Here is a 3121-nt window from a genome sequence, read left to right as displayed (position 1 = left end):
TGGTCTTGGCTCAAGAGCCGCATCCGCAAACAACTCGACCAGTTTAATTGTTTGCGAGATGCAATCGAGCATGTCTTATGCTTGTCGTCCTAATTACCTTGGCGATTGCTATATCTTGTCACCCGCCTCAAAAAATGCTTTTCCCTAGATCCCACCGGATTGTTACCCAATGAGGATTTTAATCAACTTTATGCGGCAATCCAATCGGGGCATCCTGATTAGTCATTAGCCATTCACTAAATAATAACTAGGGACTCATCAGGCATGATTGTTTAAAACTTATAACTCATCACTGCGATCGCAGTGCCATTTTCTGGCAAATCCGTTGATTTAACCGTCAAAGTATCACTATTGACCCGACGCACCGGCATTCCATCCATCAATGCCAAAAATTCATCCACGGAGACAATATCGCAACTCGCAGCATCGGCGGCTTGGGTACGGTAATGCGTGGGAATCACCAATTTGGGATTGAGGACTTGTACTGCCTGCATGGCTTCTTGAGGCGTGTAGGCTTTGTCACTTCCGCCTACGGGTACTAACAATACATCGGGACGTCCCATCAGGATTTTTTGCTCAATATCAATCGGTGCAGCAGCACCGCCTAAATGCAGAATATTGATTCCTCCTTGCGTCCAACGCCAAGCCACGTTCGTGCCAAACCGGCGTCCACCGTTGCGATCGTGGTTAATGCTCATTCCTTGAATTTTTAGGTTGTCAACTTGGTAAACTCCCGGTTTATATAAAAACTGGGGATTCCCTGGCAACCCTTCCACCGCCCCTTCATCAAGTAATAGGCTGCTGACTAACACTAAATCCGCTGGCACCTTCGATGAACGATACCCAGCCGTACAGCCCAGCTTCTGAAAGGGATTCGCCAAGACTCGTTTACCACTTCCAGTAAACAAAAAGCTGGTATGCCCCAGCCATTTAACAGACACAGATCCACCAGGTGTTGCCGCCTGATAAGTCTGAAATCCAGAAGCCAAGCCTGTTCCTAATGCTGTAAGCAAACCCGCCCCAGCATAGCGCATCAACTGTCGCCGTTTCATCAGAATTTAGTCCTCAGTCATTAGTCATTAGTCCTTTGCTAATCGCTAATGCTTAATTGACCAATGAACAATTAGCCATTAGCCATTAGCACTAAAGCGATTCCAGGAAGTTTCGCAGCAGTTGCTTTCCTGAAGCCGTCAGAATACTCTCCGGATGGAATTGGACGCCCTCAATATGCGGATAGTTCCGATGCCGGACGCCCATGATGGTTCCGTCGTCTACCCAAGCCGTAATTTCCAGGACATCTGGGCAGCTGTGTCGGTCAATCACCAAACTATGATACCGGGTAGCGGTAAAGGGATTGTCTAATCCTCGAAATACGCCGACACCTGTGTGATGAATTGGAGAAGTTTTGCCATGCATCAACATGGGTGCAGAAACAATTTCACCGCCGAATACTTGACCAATGCCTTGATGTCCCAGGCAAACGCCCAAAATGGGTACCCCGGAACCCATCTTTTGAATTAACTCCAGGGAAATTCCGGCATCTTCTGGACGCCCTGGTCCCGGCGAAATCACAATTCCATCGGGTTTAAGCTTTTCGATTTGCTCAAGGGAGATTTGGTCATTGCGATACACCTGAATTTCAGATGCTACGGGCAGTTCAGCGCCAAGTTCTCCCAGATACTGCACCAAGTTATAGGTAAAACTGTCGTAATTATCAATAACCAGAATCAAATGTAAACTCCTTGTGAGTCAGAAGCCTTCAACTCAAAACTCAAAACTACTTAGCGCAGCATCAACTGAATCCGAATTACAAGGGGTGGCAAAAGCAGCGAACCAGCGACCAATACCGACACGAGTGCCGAAACCAGAACGGCACCAGCAGCACAGTCTTTAGCAATTTTGGCAAGCTCATGGTAAGCCTGCTTAACCGTTAAGTCAACAACTGACTCAATTGCCGTATTCAATAACTCCAGCGCCAACACTAGCCCAATTGTTATTCCAATCACCGCCATTTCGACTGCCTTCAACTGCAAAAAGACACCCAAACCAATGGCTAGGGTGCCTATAACTACATGGATGCGAAAGTTGCGTTGGGTAATAAAGGCATATCGAAGTCCGGCCCAAGCATATTTAAAACTAATTATTAAGTTCGGCGCAATTCGCCAAGCTAAATCCCGGTTTGGTTTCACTACATCTGAGTGGTTCAAAGAAGGTGTGGAAATTTCTTGAGACATGGCAAGGGTTTTACGGGGCTGAAGGGCATGAACCATCGCTCCGGCTGGCGCGTGGGCGAAACTTGAATCTAAGTCTTGAATCTAAGTACAGATGAAGGCTATTGGGTATAGCTAGGCTAGATAGTAAGACCAATAACCTGGAGTAAAGTTTCCTGCTGGTTCAACATTTTAGTCAGGCTATCTTCATCGGGATGATCCCAGCCGAGTAGATGAAGCAAACCGTGAGCCGCTAACCAGGCTAGCTCTGTTTTTAAGGGATGTTCCTGTTGTTGAGCCTGCCGAGTCGCAGTCTCAACGGAGATGGCGATATCACCAAGATACAGAGGTGTATCCTCTAAAAAATCCATCGGCTGAGGACAGTCTACCTCTAAGGATGCAAAAGCTAATACATCTGTCGGTTTATTTTGATGACGATACTGGGCGTTGAGGGTCTGTATTTCTTTATCGTCCGTGAGGCGCAAACTCAGTTCATAGGCATCCGCTTGAGGAAGATCTAGATGCAGCGTTTCCATCCAACGATGGAACCAAGTTTCCCAAGTTTCAGGTGAAATTTCTTCTTGGGCACTGGCATCTGCTGGATTGGACGAGAAGAAATAGTCTTGGATGCTAACTTCTATGTTTATGCCCATACAACTGTGTTCCGGATTAACGAGTCAGGTAAGAAAGACCGATCAGCAGCGCCACAAGACCAATCGTTGACAGGGCAAAATGTTTTAACGAAGTGCCTCCTTTTCGTACCATGTTTCGCATTGCCAGCTTTACGTAGCTGGGTTGAGGCTCTGTCGAGGCGGGTGTCGATTCAGAAATGGGTTCTGGAGTTTGTGATGCCGCTTGTGGCGTTGACGAGGAGTTACTCATAAGGATAATTACTGAAGACTCAAAAGTGG

At 46.9% G+C, this 3121-nt stretch carries 5 protein-coding genes and 1 pseudogene; 1 reads left to right on the top strand and 5 read right to left on the bottom strand.

Translation table 11 applies throughout. The annotated features are described in order from the left end of the window. Positions 1–93 (top strand): annotated as a pseudogene (locus NDA06_RS26455) (IS630 family transposase); the annotation flags it as partial. Positions 94–272: 179 nt separating this feature from the next. On the opposite strand, the gene NDA06_RS26450 reads toward NDA06_RS26455, so the two are convergent. The 5 genes from NDA06_RS26450 to NDA06_RS26430 form a co-directional block, all read right to left on the bottom strand. Beyond that, positions 273–1052, bottom strand: a complete 780-nt coding sequence (locus NDA06_RS26450; protein WP_190414469.1) for an MBL fold metallo-hydrolase — start codon at positions 1050–1052, stop codon at positions 273–275. Positions 1053–1143: 91 nt separating this feature from the next. Then, a complete protein-coding gene (locus NDA06_RS26445; RefSeq protein WP_190414470.1) occupies positions 1144–1731 on the bottom strand; it encodes an aminodeoxychorismate/anthranilate synthase component II in 588 nt (195 codons plus the stop codon). Between the two features lie 50 nt (positions 1732–1781). Next, positions 1782–2234: a diacylglycerol kinase family protein gene (locus NDA06_RS26440; protein ID WP_190987220.1), complete on the bottom strand. Its 453-nt coding sequence runs from the start codon at positions 2232–2234 to the stop codon at positions 1782–1784. Positions 2235–2350: 116 nt separating this feature from the next. Beyond that, positions 2351–2857, bottom strand: a complete 507-nt coding sequence (ybeY, locus tag NDA06_RS26435) for an rRNA maturation RNase YbeY (protein ID WP_190414493.1) — start codon at positions 2855–2857, stop codon at positions 2351–2353. Positions 2858–2879: 22 nt separating this feature from the next. Further along, on the bottom strand, positions 2880–3041 hold the full coding sequence (locus tag NDA06_RS26430) for a DUF3285 domain-containing protein (RefSeq protein ID WP_347275892.1): 162 nt from the start codon (positions 3039–3041) through the stop codon (positions 2880–2882). Positions 3042–3121: the final 80 nt, after the last annotated feature.

Origin of the sequence: Trichocoleus sp. ST-U1 (assembly GCF_039961835.1) — a bacterium.
Taxonomy (GTDB): domain Bacteria; phylum Cyanobacteriota; class Cyanobacteriia; order Cyanobacteriales; family FACHB-T130; genus FACHB-T130.
This window is presented reverse-complemented; position numbering and strand designations above follow the sequence as displayed.

Excerpts from the sequence above, each read along its gene's own strand:
- NDA06_RS26450 (WP_190414469.1), bottom strand. The coding sequence starts at position 1,052 with ATGAAACGGCGACAGTTGATGCGCTATGCTGGGGCGGGTTTGCTTACA.
- NDA06_RS26440 (WP_190987220.1), bottom strand. The coding sequence starts at position 2,234 with ATGTCTCAAGAAATTTCCACACCTTCTTTGAACCACTCAGATGTAGTG.